General features: G+C 61.9%; 14 protein-coding genes. 7 read left to right on the plus strand and 7 right to left on the minus strand.

Annotated elements, in window-relative coordinates; all coding sequences use genetic code 11:
- Positions 1–45: 45 nt before the first annotated feature.
- Genes FW796_RS13525 through zur form a run of 4 tightly spaced genes read right to left on the minus strand, consistent with a single transcriptional unit; the run spans position 46 to position 2,851 of the window.
- The gene (locus tag FW796_RS13525; protein ID WP_346634655.1) at positions 46–765 is read right to left on the minus strand and encodes a PA5502 family lipoprotein; all 720 of its coding nucleotides are present in this window, start codon (positions 763–765) and stop codon (positions 46–48) included.
- Between the two features lie 37 nt (positions 766–802).
- Positions 803–1,591, minus strand: a complete 789-nt coding sequence (gene znuB / locus FW796_RS13530) for a zinc ABC transporter permease subunit ZnuB (protein WP_102862489.1) — start codon at positions 1,589–1,591, stop codon at positions 803–805.
- Positions 1,584–2,369, minus strand: coding sequence for a zinc ABC transporter ATP-binding protein ZnuC (gene znuC / locus FW796_RS13535; protein ID WP_123723772.1), 786 nt, complete (start codon positions 2,367–2,369; stop codon positions 1,584–1,586). The genes znuB and znuC overlap by 8 nt, the downstream gene beginning before the upstream one ends.
- Complete coding sequence (zur, locus tag FW796_RS13540) at positions 2,369–2,851, minus strand: zinc uptake transcriptional repressor Zur (protein WP_016963931.1); 483 nt, start codon at positions 2,849–2,851, stop codon at positions 2,369–2,371. The genes znuC and zur overlap by 1 nt, the downstream gene beginning before the upstream one ends.
- A gap of 57 nt (positions 2,852–2,908) precedes the next feature.
- On the opposite strand from zur, the gene FW796_RS13545 reads away from it, so the two are divergent.
- Positions 2,909–3,838, plus strand: a complete 930-nt coding sequence (locus tag FW796_RS13545; RefSeq protein ID WP_346634654.1) for a zinc ABC transporter substrate-binding protein — start codon at positions 2,909–2,911, stop codon at positions 3,836–3,838.
- Between the two features lie 84 nt (positions 3,839–3,922).
- Here the strand turns inward: FW796_RS13545 and FW796_RS13550 are convergent, their stop codons facing one another.
- Both FW796_RS13550 and FW796_RS13555 read right to left on the minus strand, forming a co-directional pair.
- Positions 3,923–4,873, minus strand: a complete 951-nt coding sequence (locus tag FW796_RS13550; RefSeq protein WP_446439458.1) for a homoserine kinase — start codon at positions 4,871–4,873, stop codon at positions 3,923–3,925.
- Positions 4,874–4,938: 65 nt separating this feature from the next.
- Complete coding sequence (locus FW796_RS13555; protein ID WP_346634652.1) at positions 4,939–5,226, minus strand: DUF2782 domain-containing protein; 288 nt, start codon at positions 5,224–5,226, stop codon at positions 4,939–4,941.
- Between the two features lie 74 nt (positions 5,227–5,300).
- Between FW796_RS13555 and polA the strand changes: the two genes are divergently transcribed.
- Positions 5,301–8,093, plus strand: a complete 2,793-nt coding sequence (polA, locus tag FW796_RS13560) for a DNA polymerase I (RefSeq protein ID WP_404937993.1) — start codon at positions 5,301–5,303, stop codon at positions 8,091–8,093.
- Positions 8,094–8,508: 415 nt separating this feature from the next.
- Here the strand turns inward: polA and yihA are convergent, their stop codons facing one another.
- Positions 8,509–9,150, minus strand: coding sequence for a ribosome biogenesis GTP-binding protein YihA/YsxC (yihA, locus tag FW796_RS13565; RefSeq protein ID WP_123723777.1), 642 nt, complete (start codon positions 9,148–9,150; stop codon positions 8,509–8,511).
- 191 nt (positions 9,151–9,341) lie between these two features.
- Between yihA and FW796_RS13570 the strand changes: the two genes are divergently transcribed.
- The 5 genes from FW796_RS13570 to FW796_RS13590 all read left to right on the plus strand — a co-directional run bounded on the left by FW796_RS13570 (position 9,342) and on the right by FW796_RS13590 (position 14,227).
- The gene (locus tag FW796_RS13570; protein WP_025132045.1) at positions 9,342–9,632 is read left to right on the plus strand and encodes a c-type cytochrome; all 291 of its coding nucleotides are present in this window, start codon (positions 9,342–9,344) and stop codon (positions 9,630–9,632) included.
- 45 nt (positions 9,633–9,677) lie between these two features.
- Positions 9,678–10,283, plus strand: coding sequence for a c-type cytochrome (locus tag FW796_RS13575; protein WP_346634650.1), 606 nt, complete (start codon positions 9,678–9,680; stop codon positions 10,281–10,283).
- 196 nt (positions 10,284–10,479) lie between these two features.
- The gene (locus FW796_RS13580; protein WP_346634649.1) at positions 10,480–11,109 is read left to right on the plus strand and encodes a thiol:disulfide interchange protein DsbA/DsbL; all 630 of its coding nucleotides are present in this window, start codon (positions 10,480–10,482) and stop codon (positions 11,107–11,109) included.
- Between the two features lie 11 nt (positions 11,110–11,120).
- Positions 11,121–11,999, plus strand: coding sequence for an endonuclease/exonuclease/phosphatase family protein (locus tag FW796_RS13585; RefSeq protein WP_346634648.1), 879 nt, complete (start codon positions 11,121–11,123; stop codon positions 11,997–11,999).
- Complete coding sequence (locus FW796_RS13590; protein ID WP_446439459.1) at positions 11,996–14,227, plus strand: diguanylate cyclase; 2,232 nt, start codon at positions 11,996–11,998, stop codon at positions 14,225–14,227. The genes FW796_RS13585 and FW796_RS13590 overlap by 4 nt, the downstream gene beginning before the upstream one ends.
- Positions 14,228–14,297: the final 70 nt, after the last annotated feature.

Consider the following 14,297-nt stretch of genomic DNA (forward strand, 5'->3'; position numbering starts at 1 on the left):
CGACAAGCCGGCTCCCCCCGTAGGAGCCGGCTTGCCGGCGAAGGTTTACTGCGCCTTGCGCGGAGTCAGCACCATCTGCGCCGGCACGTGGCGCACGATCTGCCGGCTGATCTTCTGTTCAAAGTCCGGGTCGAGCTTCTTCACCCGCTTGCCGAGCAAGGTCGACAGCCAGGGATAATCCTCGGTGCGCGGCACCTGGATGCTCACGTCGCACTGATAATTCACCACATCGGCGGCCAGGGCATCGAGCTGATGACGCAGCTTGCGGATATCGGTGACGTTCAAGGCGATGGTGGTGCTCGGGGCCGCAGGATCGATCAACTTGGCCGGTGGGCGCGCCTCGGCGGCCTTCAAGGCGGCTTCGGCCTGGTCCAGCTCGGCCTTGCGTGCATGAGCGATGGCGTTGTTGACTCCGCCGGTCAGCGCCGGTGCCTTGGGCATCAGCGCCCGGGCGCGACTCAGGGCAGTGGCGGCGGCATTCACGTCACCCTTTTGCAGGACGATCTGACTGCGCTGCAGATAGGCTTCGGCAATCTGCCGCTGGTATTGCACCAACTGTGGGTCGTCAGGCGTTTGTGCCTGCAATGCACTGAGTTGGTCTTCAGCGGTGGCCAGCTCACTGCTGGCAATGTTTTGTTCCAGCTGCGCGATGGCCGTAGCCCGCGCATCGGGGACCTCGGTGGTCGCCGGTGGCGTGCTTTGGCAGGCCCCCAGCAGCAGGGAGAATGCGACAAGGAGCAGATAACGGGAGGCGAACGGCTTCATTCCTGCGACTCTCTATTTGCGCAAAAAGCGAGCAAGTCTACACCCCTCGACGGGGCAGAACAAAACTCAGCAGAAACAGTGCGGCGGCCGTGACCACGATCGACGGCCCGGCCGGGGTGTCCTTGAACCAGGACAGCGCCAGCCCGCCGCACACCGCGAGCATGCCTAGCAGGCTTGCGCCCAGGGCCATCTGCTCGGGCGAACGGGCGTGACGCTGTGCCGCAGCGGCCGGAATGATCAGCAACGAGGTAATCAGCAATACCCCGACAATCTTCATCGCCACCGCGATCACTACAGCGATCAACAGCATCAGCGCCAGGCGCAGCGAAGCCACGGGCAGGCCTTCGACCTTGGCCAGCTCCTCGTGCACGGTGATTGCCAGCAAGGGGCGCCACAGTGCCACCAGCAGCAACAGCACCGCTGCGCTGCCGCCGAGAATCCACGCCAGATCGCCAGGGCTGATCGCCAGCAGGTCACCGAACAGGTAGGCCATGAGGTCGATTCGCACTTCATGCATGAAGCTTAGTACCACCAGGCCCAGGGACAGGGTGCTGGGAGCAAGAATCCCCAGCAGCGTGTCGGATGCCAGGGGCTGGCGTTGTTGCAGGGTCACCAGCAGCACCGCCAGCAACAGGCAGCCTACGGTGACTGCCACCGCGGGGCTGACATCCAGCAGAAAACCCAGGGCGACCCCCAGGAGCGCAGCATGGGACAGGGTGTCGCCAAAGTAGGCCATGCGCCGCCAGACCACGAAGGACCCCAAGGGGCCGGCAACCACCGCCAGGGCCAAACCTGCGAGCAGGGCGTAGAGCAGAAAATCAGCCATGCTTGCAGTTTTCTCCATGGACATGGGGGTGGCCCGCGGCGGGCTGGGTGACCACCGAGCCATGCAGGTCATGGGCGTGATCGTGATGGTGGTGGTAGATCGCCAGGCTCGGCGCGTTCTTGCCGAACAGCTCGACGAAGGCGGGATCGCCGCTGACCTGTTCGGGGTGGCCGGAGCAGCAGACGTGGCGGTTGAGGCAGACCACCTGGTCAGTGGTGCTCATCACCAGATGCAAGTCATGGGAGACCATCAGTACGCCGCAGCCATGACGGTCCCGCAGGCGGGTGATCAGGCTGTAGAGTTCGGCCTGGCCGGCGACGTCAACACCTTGTACCGGCTCGTCGAGTACCAGCAGTTCAGGCTCGCGCAGCAATGCCCGGGCCAGCAGCACGCGCTGCATTTCGCCGCCGGAAATGCTTTGCACCGGGCTGTCGATCACCTGCTCGGCGCCGACTTCCTTGAGGGCAGCCAAGGCTCGGCTGCGATCCACGCCCGGTACCAGGCGCAGAAAGCGCAGCACTGACAGGGGCAGGGTCGGGTCGACATGGAGCTTTTGCGGCATGTAGCCGACCCGCAGCTTGGGCTTGCGCCAGACGCTGCCGCTGTCGGGCTTGAGCAGGCCCAGTACGGCACGCACCAAGGTGGTCTTGCCGGCACCGTTGGGGCCGATCAGGGTCACGATCTGCCCGGGCTCGACGCTGAGCTGGATGTTGTCCAGCACGTTCTGCCCGGCAAAGGTCACCCCGACCTGCTCGAGGCGGATCAACGCAGTGCTCATCAAGCCCCCTGGCAGCCCGAGCAGAGCCCGACCACTTCGACGGTCTGGCCCTCGACCACGAAGCCGACGTCGCGGGCGCTGGTGACGATGGCGTCGCTGATGGATTTCTGTTCGAGCTCGATGGCGGCGTGGCATTCGCGGCAGATCAGGAACTGACCCTGGTGCGCGTGTTCCGGGTGGTTGCAGCCGACGAAGGCGTTAAGCGAGGCGATGCGGTGTACCAGGCCGTTTTCCAGGAGGAAATCCAGGGCCCGGTAAACCGTTGGCGGGGCGGCGCGACGACCGTCCTGCTCGCTGAGTACGGCGAGAATGTCGTAAGCCCCCAGGGGCTTGTGGCTTTGCCACACCAACTCCAGCACCCGCCGACGCAGGGCGGTCAGGCGCAGGCCTTGCCGTGCGCACAGGGCGTCGGCCTCAGACAGTGCGCTGTGTACGCAGTGAGAGTGGTCGTGTGGACGGCTGGCAAGGGGTGTTTTAGGCATGAGCGGCGACGAGGTTTGTGAGAGACGTTATTATGTTACCCGTTCTCGCCTCTTCGAGTGTCCATCGTGCCCACACTTTTTCGCCTTTTTGTCGCTTTTACCTTCAGCTTGTTCGCGATCGGCTCGGCCCAGGCCGAAGTCCGGGTACTCACCAGTATCAAGCCGCTGCAACTGATCGCTGCGGCGGTGCAGGATGGCGTGGCCATTCCCGAGGTGCTACTGCCGCCGGGCGCTTCGCCGCACAACTATGCACTGCGCCCGTCGGACGTACGCAAGGTGCAGAGTGTGGACCTGCTGTACTGGATCGGCCCGGACATGGAGGGTTTTCTGCCGCGGGTATTGAAGGGCCGTAGCCTGCCGTCGGTGGCGGTGCAGGATCTACCGGGCATGAAGCTTCGCCATTTCGCCGAGGATAGCCACTCGCATTCCGAAGAAGCCGACGAACATGATCACGATCATCGCCCGGGGACCCTGGATGCCCACCTGTGGCTGTCGCCGTTGAATGCCCGGGTGATCGCGACGCGTATCGCTGCGGACTTGAGTGCTGCCGACCCGGCCAACGCTGCCCGTTACCAGAGCAACCTGAAAGCGTTCACTGAGCGTCTGGATGCCCTGGATACTCGCTTGAAGGCTCGCCTGGCGGGGATCGCCGGCAAGCCCTACTTCGTGTTCCACGAGGCGTTCGATTACTTCGAGGACGCTTATGGCCTCAAGCACACCGGGGTGTTCAGCGTTGCTGCGGAAGTGCAGCCGGGCGCGCAGCACGTGGCGGCCATGCGCGCGCGTTTGCAGCAGGTGGGCAAGACCTGTGTGTTCAGCGAGCCACCTCTGCGTCCACGGCTGGCCGAGACGTTGGTGGCCGGCTTGCCGGTGACGCTGGCGGAGCTCGACGCGCTGGGCGGGTATACGCCCGCGACCGCTCAGGGCTATGAGCAGGTGCTGGAGAAATTGGGGAACGATCTGGCGGGCTGTCTGGAGCAGCTTTAAGCAGTGATTGTTGCGGGGTGTTTTTCGCGGGCAAGCCCGCTCCTACAGGTTCGCTCTGTAGGAGCGGGCTTGCCCGCGAAGGGTTTACAGGGCGAACGGCAGCGTGAGGCTGACCTGTTGCCGCTGTGCCAGGCGCTGCTGGAACTCCATCGGATCGTGAATCAGTACGTCCTGCCCGGCGAAACTTTCGGCGGCAATCAGCCGTGACAGCCAGAAGCGCACGCAGGCCACCCGCAGCATGGTCGGCCAGAGTTCTGCCTCGGCGGCAGTGAATGGCCGCAGTGCCGCATAGGCGCCCAATAGGGCCCGGGCCCGCGAGCCGTCGATCACGCCTTCGGCGTCGGAGCACCAGTCGTTCAAGGCAATGGCCACGTCGTAGAGCATCGGCCCCGAGCAAGCGTTGTAGAAATCGATCAGGCCGGTCAGGTGGGTACCTTCGAACATCGCGTTGTCGCGAAACAGATCGGCGTGGATGTTGGCCCTAGGCAGGGCGAGGATCCTGATCTTCTGCTCGGTGATTTCATCCAGCGCCCGCTGCAGCAGGTTCTGAGCGCGAGCATCGAGGTGCGACAGCAGCTGGGTGCCCTCTTCCTGCATCCAGTCCAGGCCACGATCGGTCTTGCGTTTGATCATGTTGTCCTTGGTCGCCACGTGCAGATGCCCGAGCAACTCACCCACCTGAGCACAATGCTGGGCGTTGGCTTGCTTGATGTGCTTGCCCGCCAGGCGCGGTTGCAGCAGCGCCGGCTTGCATGCCAGTTCCCGCAGGGCCACGCCGTCTGTGGTGCGCAGTGCATAAGGCACCGGCAGGTCGGCCTGGTGCAGTACGTCCAGCAGTTCGATGAAGAATGGCATTTCCTGGACCGGGCCGCGCTCCACCAGGGTCAGGACGAACTCGCCCTGTTCCAGGCTGATGAAGAAGTTGGTGTTTTCGCTACCAGCGGCGATCCCCTGGAAGTCAAGCAGGCGGCCGAGCCCATAAGGGGCGAGAAAGGTTTCCAGCTCGGGCCGAGCCAGGGGGGTGAACACAGACATGGTTAAAAACTGCCAGTACGGGCGCCGCTATCCAGCCAGCGCCATTGAGTTGAAGTCGGAGTGGTTTACCACTCAAAGATTTTCCACGAAGGGATCAGCATATCCGGCTGATCCGAACGGATGAAGTTGCCGTCGGAGCCATCGGCGCGCACCAGGAAGTAGGGTTTACCACCCTTGGGCGTGACCTTGATGGCGTACAGAAAGCCATTTTGCCGGTATTCCTGGATGGTCTTGTCGCCTTCCGTGCGAATGGTCACTTCCGGGTCCGCGGATGGCGCATCTTCTGCGGCGATCGCGGCCAATGGAGCGATTGCAATCAAGCCGGTCAGCAGCAAGCGATTTAGTGTGCGCATGATAACCTTGTCCCTTTGTCGTCAACGGTCCCGCTATTCTAGCGCCGGACCCGCCGAAAAGGTTGATCGCGCTCATGAGCCAAGCCCCCCTCGTCCTGGTGGACGGTTCTTCATATCTGTACCGCGCGTTTCACGCGTTGCCACCTCTGACCACCTCCAAAGGCCTGCCTACTGGCGCGGTCAAGGGCGTGTTGAACATGCTCAAGAGCCTGCGCAAGCAGTACCCGGACAGCCCGTTCGCGGTGGTCTTCGATGCCAAGGGCGGGACCTTCCGCGATGACATGTACGCCGAATACAAGGCCAACCGCCCGAGCATGCCCGACGATATGCGGGTGCAGATCGAGCCGCTGCACGCCAGTGTGATCGCCCTGGGCTTCCCGCTGCTGTGTGTGGAAGGGGTCGAGGCCGATGACGTGATCGGCACCCTGGCCCGCAGCAGCGCGGCGGCGGATCGCCCGGTGGTGATTTCCACCGGTGACAAGGACATGGCCCAGTTGGTCGACGGGCACATTACCTTGGTCAACACCATGTCCGGTAGCAGCATGGATGTGGAGGGCGTGAAGGAGAAATTCGGCGTCGCTCCCGAGCAGATCATCGATTACCTGGCACTGATGGGCGATTCTTCCGACAACATTCCGGGCGTACCGGGTATTGGTCCGAAGACTGCTTCCGGGCTGCTGGTTGGGGTCAATGGCGGCCTGAAGGAGCTCTACGAGCAGCTCGATATCGTGCCGACCCTGCCGATTCGCGGCGCCAAGACCTTGCCGGCCAAGCTTGAAGAGCACAAGGAGATGGCCTTTCTCTCCTATCAGTTGGCGACCATCAAGGTGGATGTGGCCCTGGATGTGGGGCTGGATGACCTGCACCTGCGCGAGCCCGACCGCGAGAAACTGGCGGAGCTCTACAGCCTGCTGGAATTCAAGAGCTGGCTCGATGATTTGCAGCGTGACGCCAAGCGCGTCGAGCTCAGCGCTGCCGAGGCGCCTGAGACGGTGGCAGAGCAACCGGCAGCAGCGGAGCAGGCGCCACTTGAGTTGCAGTACGAAACCATCCTCGACCAGGAGCGTTTTGCGGTCTGGCTGGAGAAACTGAAAAACGCCAAGCTGATGGCGTTCGATACTGAGACCACCGGTATCGATGCACAGCAGGCGCAACTGGTGGGGCTGTCCTTCTCGGTCAAGGCCGGGGAAGCGGCCTACGTTCCGTTGACCCACTCCTATATGGGTGTTCCGGAGCAGCTGGATCGCGACACTGTGCTGCTGGCTTTGAAGCCGTTGCTGGAAGATCCCAAACTGCTCAAGGTCGGTCAGCACGCCAAGTTCGACATGAACATCCTGGCCAATTGCGCCATAGGTGGTGATCAGGCCAGCGGCATCACCGTGCGCGGCATTGCCTTCGACACCATGCTCGAATCCTATGTGCTCAACTCCACCGCCACTCGCCATGACATGGACAGCCTGGCGCAGAAGTACCTGGACCACAGCACCGTGAGTTTCCAGGACATCGCCGGCAAGGGCGCCAAACAGCTGACTTTCGATCAGATCCCCCTTGAGCAGGCGGGGCCGTATGCTGCTGAAGATGCCGATGTGACCTTGCGTCTGCATCAGGTGCTGTTCGAGAAACTGACAGCCATTCCGAGCCTGGCCAGCGTATTGACCGATATCGAGATGCCGCTGGTGCCGGTCCTGGCGCGGATCGAGCGTCAGGGTGCTCTGGTGGACGACAAGCTGCTGGGGGTTCAGAGCATCGAATTGGGGGACAAGATGGTTGCCCTTGAGCGCGAGGCTTTCGAGATCGCCGGTGAGGAGTTCAACCTGGGTTCGCCCAAGCAATTGGGGACGATCCTCTACGACAAACTTGGCCTGCCAGTGCTGAAGAAGACTGCCAAGGGTCAACCTTCCACCGCTGAAGAGGTGCTGGCCAAGCTGGCGGAAGATGACTATCCGCTGCCTCGGGTGTTGATGCAGTACCGCTCCATGAGCAAGCTGAAAAGCACCTACACCGATCGCCTGCCGGAGCAGATCAACCCGCGCACGGGGCGTATCCACACCTCCTATCATCAGGCCGTGGCGTCTACCGGGCGTTTGTCCTCCAGCGATCCGAACCTGCAGAACATTCCGGTGCGCACCGCGGAAGGTCGGCGTATTCGCCAGGCCTTTATCGCCCCGGCCGGCTACAAGCTGCTGGCAGCGGACTATTCGCAGATCGAGTTGCGGATCATGGCGCACCTGTCGCGGGACGAAGGTCTGCTCAATGCCTTCCGCAACAACTTGGATGTGCACACCGCCACGGCTGCCGAAGTGTTCAAGGTGGAGCTCAAGGACGTTACGTCCGATCAGCGTCGCAGTGCCAAGGCCATCAACTTCGGCCTGATCTATGGCATGGGCGCGCAGAAGCTGGGCAAGGATATCGGCGTCGATACCAAGCAGGCCAAGGCCTACATCGATACCTATTTCGCCCGCTATCCGGGTGTTCGCGAATATATGGACCGCACCCGTGCCCAGGCGGCGGACCAAGGGTATGTAGAGACCATCTTCGGGCGCCGGTTGTACCTGCCGGAGATCAACTCCAACAAGCCGCAAGAGCGTGCCGGAGCCGAGCGCACCGCGATCAACGCGCCGATGCAGGGCACGGCGGCGGATATCATCAAGAAGGCCATGGTGGCGGTGGACAACTGGCTGGAGTCCTCGGGTCTGGATGCACGGGTCATTCTGCAGGTACACGACGAACTGGTGCTGGAGGTGCGTGAGGACCTGGTGGACCAAGTACGTGACGAGATTCGCGGGCACATGAGCGGCGCCGCAACCCTGGATGTGCCGTTATTGGTTGAAGTCGGGGTGGGAAATAACTGGGATGAGGCCCACTAAGGGCTCTTTTAAGCGGTTTTTGCCGCGGCATAGTGTCGCGGTAAAAGCTGGCGAGGGGCTATTAGCACAGAAAATTTCATCGATTATTGCCAATAGTTTTTGCAACGCGCCGGAACTAAATCGGTGAAAGCCCACTCAGAGTTACTGAATGGCTGGTGAAGCCCTTCGATGCTCCTATGTTGTGTTAAGTGTTGGCAGATATCTGGACCCCGCCCTAGCGGTCTAGAACTTGAACCCCGAACTTCCCCCTCCCCATACGAAGTCCGGGGTTTTTTTTGCCTGAAAATTGCCTGGGAAATGATCATGCGGCGTTAAAAGCGCGGCGCGAAATGCTCATTTACAGCCAGTAAACTCCGTTTTCGCACCGCGCTTTTGCCTTGCCTGATCAACCCCCAGACAGTTTTCCCTACGTCCCTCAGGCCTCGATTTCAGCGCCTTTGTCGGCCAGCTCCATCCAGCCTGCCAGCACGGTGTAGGCCTCTTCCAGGCCCATGCGCTTGGGGGCCGAGAACAGTTGGATGGTGACCGCTTCGCCCCAGCCCTTGCGGATCTGCGACTGCACCTTGAGCAGGGTGTTCTTGGCCGCGCCGTAGGTCAGCTTGTCGGCCTTGGTCAGCAGGATGTGCATCGGCATGCCGCTGGCTACCGCCCAGTCCAGCATCAATAAGTCGAAGTCGGTCATCGGATGACGGATGTCCATCATCAGGATCAGGCCTTTGAGGCTCTCGCGACTCCCCAGGTACGCTTCCAGGTGACGCTGCCAGTGCTGCTTCAGCGGGATCGGTACTTTGGCGTAACCGTAGCCCGGCAGGTCGACCAGACGGCGATCGTCGTCTAGCTTGAAGAAGTTCAACAACTGCGTGCGACCCGGGGTTTTCGAGGTACGGGCCAGGCTGGCGTGGGTCAGGGTGTTCAGGGCGCTGGATTTACCGGCATTGGAGCGCCCGGCAAAGGCCACTTCAAAGCCGTCATCGTCAGGGCATTGATCGACTTTGGCGGCGCTGAGCATGAACGTAGCCTGTTGGCACAGACCGAGGATGGGGTTCTTGAGTTGCATGGGATTTCCGATAGGGGCGATGCCGAGAGTGGACGCGGCGAGCGGTGTCGTTTCCGTTTCAGTAACGCCAGTATATAATGCCGCAGATTTTGTGTGCGCTTTGTCCCAGCGTAGGATGAAGTTCACGAGAGCGATAAACCTTGAATGCGCATTAGAACGCAGCACGCTCTCAACCCTGAAAAGGTCGTTTTATGACGAAATGGCTGCTAGCTGCCGGTGTCTTGATGCCGCTTTACAGCGCTCAGGCTACACAGGATCCGGAAGCTGTGTACAACCGTGTTTGTGGGGCTTGTCATTCCGGCCAACTACCCACGGCGCCCCGCAAGGGCGACCAGGAAGCTTGGGCGCCGAGGTTGGCGCAAGGTATGGAGACGCTGGTGCAACACGTGACCCAGGGTTTCAAGGCGATGCCGCCGCGTGGTTTGTGCATGGACTGCAGTGCCGAGGATTACCGAGTCATCATCCATTGGATGAGCGAGTGATCCCGGTCCATAACTCTTAACCCTTAGCCGTAGTTGGATTAGCTGATGAACAAATTACTCGTGAGTCTGCTGTTGACCTTGGGCATCACAGGTGTCGCCCATGCCGCAGGCGACGCTGCTGCCGGTCAGGCGAAAGCCGCAGTATGTGGCGCTTGCCACGGCCCTGATGGGAACAGCATGGCGCCAAACTTTCCCAAGCTGGCGGGTCAGGGGGAAAAGTACCTGGACAAGCAGTTGCACGATATCAAGTCCGGCAAGCGGCAAGTGCTGGAAATGACCGGTCTGCTGACCAATCTGAGCGATCAGGACCTGGCTGACATCGCCGCCTACTTCGCCAGCCAGAAAGGCAGCGTCGGCGCCGCCGATCCTAAAGTCGTGGCCCGTGGTGAAGAACTCTTCCGTGGCGGCAAACTGGACCAGGGCATGCCTGCCTGCACCGGCTGCCACTCGCCAAATGGCGCGGGTAACGCAGCGGCCGGCTTCCCTCATCTGGGTGGGCAGCACGCACAATATGTGGCCAAGCAGTTGACCGACTTCCGCGAAGGCAATCGCACCAACGACGGCGATACCATGGTCATGCGCAGCATCGCCGGCAAGCTGAGCAACAAAGACATCGAGGCGGTGTCCAGCTATATTCAGGGCCTGCACTAAGGCCAGCTCGATCAAGCTGCCGAGGGTGTTGAGCCGCGGCAACGTTAATGATCGATTAATCTGACGGTGCAAGCATAAAGGGTGGCTCAGGCCGCCCTTTTTTATGGCGTCTGCCGCTACACTAGCGAACTCAAGCCCGCCATGATCTGTCTGAATTCAGGTCGCGCGAGGCGCCAAAATTGTCCAGGAGTAAAGCATGCGTAATCTGATTCTCAGCGCCGCTCTCGTCACCGCCAGCCTGTTTGGCGTGACCGCTCAAGCCGCCGAACCGCTTGAAGCCGGTAAAACATATGTCGAGTTGAGCAGCGCCGTTCCGGTTGCCGTGCCTGGCAAGATCGAGGTGGTGGAGCTGTTCTGGTATGGCTGCCCGCACTGCTACGCCTTTGAGCCGACCATCAATCCCTGGGTTGAAAAACTCCCTAGCGATGTCAACTTTGTGCGTATCCCGGCGATGTTCGGCGGTATCTGGAACGTTCATGGCCAACTGTTCATCACCCTGGAAGCCATGGGCGTAGAGCACAAGGTTCACAAGGCCGTATTCGAAGCCATCCATAGCGGCAAGAAACTCGCCACTCCAGAAGAGATGGCCGAATTCCTGGTAGCCGAAGGCGTCGACAAGGACAAGTTCCTGAGCACCTACAACTCCTTCGCCGTCAAAGGCAAGGTCGAAGATGCCAAGAAGAAGGCTCAGGCCTATCAGATCACTGGCGTACCGACCATGGTGGTCAACGGCAAGTACCGTTTCGACCTGGGTACCGCCGGTGGTCCTGAAGGCGCGCTGAGCGTCGCCGACCAGTTGATCGCCAAAGAGCGCGCAGCCAAGTAAGCGCCGCCGCCATGCCGCGCTGGGGCTCGGAACGCATCGTTGGCCTGCATGATCCGCAGGTCAACGAGCACCATTTGGCGTCGACCGGCCTGCCGGCGGACAGTCGCCTGCGCTTGCTCAGTTTCAATATTCAGGTCGGCATCAGCACCGAGCGTTATCGCCATTACCTGACCCGTGGCTGGCAGCATCTGCTGCCCCATAACGGGCGTGCGGACAACCTGCAGAAAATCGGCAATCTGCTGGGGGACTTCGATCTAGTAGCCCTGCAGGAAGCCGATGGTGGCAGCCTGCGTTCAGGCTACGTCAATCAGGTGGAACACCTGGCCCAATTGGGCGCCTTCCCTTACTGGTACCAACAGCTCAATCGCAATCTGGGACGCCTGGCTCAGCACAGCAATGGTGTGCTCAGTCGCTTGCGCCCCTGGGCCATCGAAGACCATCCATTGCCCGGCCCCAAGGGGCGCGGCGCAATCCTCGTGCGATTTGGCGAAGGCCCCGAGGCGCTGGTGGTGGTGATGATGCACCTGGCGCTTGGCGCCCGGGCCCGAACCCGGCAACTGGCTTACATCCGCGAGTTGATCGGTGGCTACAAGCATCAAGTGCTGATGGGAGACATGAACACCCACGCCAGCGATCTGCTGGAGCACTCCCCTTTACGTGACCTCAGCCTGTTGGCGCCGCAACTGCAGGCGACCTTCCCCAGCTGGCGTCCGCAACGCTGCCTGGACCATATCCTGCTCAGCCCCAGCCTGACCCTGGAGCGAGTCGAAGTCCTGGCCCAACCCATATCCGATCACCTGCCGGTCGCGGTAGAGATTCGTCTGCCGGGTTCGCTCACGGCCGATGCATTGCCCGCGTTGAGTCCTGCACCTCGCGGAACCGATGAATGAGCGACGACGCCCAACGCTGGAAAGAGAAATACCTCAAAAGCATCGAACAGCAGGAAAAGCTTGAGCGCCGCTGGGCCGCTCGCCTGGACTTGCTGCGTCGTGGCCTGGTGCGTAGCACCCTGGCGGCGGAGGGCACCGATCGCGCGGTCGACCAGTGCATGAAGGAGATGCGCGAGGTCGTGCGCACCGATGACATGGATGCTGGGCTTGCGGCGCTGCTGCCCCGCCTGGAAAAAGCCGTGCTGGACTCCGAGCAGCGGCGTGAAACCCGGGTCGACCAGATGAGCAGCGCCTTGACGGCACTGGTCACTCAATTGCAATCCCTGCCCCTGCCCCGGGAAGTCAGTCGCCCGTTGAAGGCCTTCGCCAAGCAACTGGACGGCCGGGTCAGTCAGGCGCGAGAGATCCCCCTGCTGCTGGGTGAGCTGAGCAATCTCCAGGGCAAGGCCCTGAGCCAGCTGGAAACCCCTGCCGAGCCAGGTCGCCCGAGTCTGCTGCAGCGCCTGTTCGGGGCCCGTGACGCCGCCGATGTTCCCCAGGCAGAAGCGGTTACGCCTGCGGTCCCTGGCCCCGTTCCCGCGGTGGATTCCCGTCCCCAGGTTGAAGAGGTCGCAGAAGCGGACGAAGTGGTTCGCGAGCATTATCAGACCCCTACCACTGACTTGCCGGAAGTCGCCCAGGTCCCTCCGGCGACCGTCGCCGTGACACCGGCCAAGCCCGAGCCAGCTCCCGTTGCGCCGCCCGTTTCCGAGGCCCCGGCCAAGGTTGAGCCCGAAGCCGGCAGCGTACCGGTCCCGCCGTCGGTGACGGCATTCGTGCCGCCAGTCCTGGCGCAGGAAAAACCCCTTGAGCCAGTGCCCCAGGTCGAGATTGACTCTCCGGCTCCGGCTCCGGCTCCGGCTCCGGCTCCGACCGAGGTCGAGGTCGCGCCTCCTGCCTCTGCACCTGTCGATGCTTTACCGCTAGCGCCCCCGGAGCCGTCGGCAGAAGTGCCTGCCGCACTTCAGAGCAAGCCCGTCCCGCTCAACCCCGATGAGTTGCTGCCGCTTCCCGCGGTTTCCCCGGCAGTGCTGCTCGACAGCCTGCCCTTGCCGCCGGTCATGGCCGAGGCTTTGGCGGCCATCGATCCGGAGCAATCCGAGCACGATGTGCTTTACGCCCTGCCGGACTCTCCCGAGCCCTCCTACAGCTCGGTGGCCAAGCATATCGAGCACACCCTGCTGGGGCTGCTCGATGACCTGAGTCTGCCGGAACGCCATCGGCCTCAGGCCGAAGCCATGCGTGATCGTCTGCAACATGGCCTGAACTGGTACGAGTTGCTGCCAATCCTCGATGACCTGGCAGTGCTGATGCTGGCAATTACCGATTCGGGCCAGCATGAGTTCGAGACGTACCTCAAACAGCTTAACGAGCGCCTCGAGGCCTTCCAGAGCAATCTGCAGGCGGCCAGTGATGGCCACGCCGACAGCAGCTCGGCGGCACGGGCCATGGACTCCCAGATTCGTGAGCAGGTCGATGGCCTGCAGAGCAGCGTGCAGGAGGCGGCAGACCTGGATGACCTCAAGCAGGTGCTGGAAAGCCACCTGGAAGGCCTGCTGGGTACCATGGACCACCACCAGAAACAGCGCGATGAGCGTGAGAAGGAAGTGGCGGCCCGCCTGCAAAGTCTGGCAGAACGCGTTTCGAGCATGGAGCAGGAGGCCCAGGGCTACCGTGAGCACCTGGAAGAACAACGGCAAAAGGCCCTGATCGATCCGCTGACCGGCCTGCCGAACCGCGCCGCCTGGACCGAGCGTCTGGAACACGAGGTCGGCCAATGGCAGCAACATGGCAATAGTCTGCTGCTGGCCATGCTCGATCTCGATCACTTCAAGCGGATCAACGACAACTACGGCCATTTGGCCGGGGACAAGGTGTTGAAGATCATCGCCAACGTGTTGCGCAAGCGCCTGCGTGGCAGCGACTTTATCGCGCGTTTCGGCGGCGAGGAGTTTGTCCTGCTGATGCCCAATACCCCGTTGCCAGCGGGCGCGCGGATAGTGGAAGCGCTGCGAGCGGCGGTCGAGGCATGTCCGTTCCACTTCAAGGGCGAGCCAGTGACCATTACCGTGTCCGTCGGACTGAGCGCCTTCAAGGCCGGTGATCGCAGCGATCTGGTGATAAAAAGAGCCGATCAGGCGTTGTACCGGGCCAAGGATGCGGGTCGCAACCGGGTAGAGGCAGGCTGAGACGCTTGCCGATTCCTGTCTGAAACCTCGGTTTTGCCCATGGCGTTGGGAGCAGTACGTTACACTGTTG

The sequence above is a fragment of the Pseudomonas sp. 910_21 genome, assembly GCF_052850735.1.